Here is a 398-nt window from a genome sequence, read left to right as displayed (position 1 = left end):
GCCCGACGGCCGCGGCCGCCTGCAGTTCGTGGATCTCGTGCGGGCGCGTGGACCAGCCCAGCCGCTTCATGCCCTCGGCGATCGCGCCGCTGGAGACCATGATGACCTCGCGCCGCGGCCCGCCGGAGCCACCCACCAGCGCGGCCATCTGCCGGCTCCATTCGGTGATGGCGGTCTCGTCCAGCCCCCGGCCCTCGTTCGTCACCAGGCTGGAGCCCACCTTGATCACGATGCGGCGCGCATCTCGCAATATGCTCGAAACCATGAATCCCCGTCTTTTTCCTAGCTAGCGCCGGCCGCCGCGGCGGCCCCCACACCGCCACCCACCGGGATGGCGGCCCTGCCCCTCACTCGGGAGCGGCGTCGTTCGCGAAGCGCGGATCGACCACTTCCTGCAC

1 protein-coding gene is annotated in these 398 nt (G+C 71.1%); it reads right to left on the bottom strand.

Annotated elements, in window-relative coordinates; genetic code table 11:
- Positions 1-250, bottom strand: a 250-nt coding sequence (locus tag NBZ85_RS34295; protein ID WP_498041295.1) for an amino acid kinase family protein, incomplete at its 3' end; no start/stop codon positions are given.
- Positions 251-398 lie beyond the last annotated feature (148 nt).

This window comes from Frankia tisae, from assembly GCF_025403405.1.
GTDB classification, from domain to species: Bacteria; Actinomycetota; Actinomycetes; order Frankiales; family Frankiaceae; genus Frankia; species Frankia tisai.
This window is presented reverse-complemented; position numbering and strand designations above follow the sequence as displayed.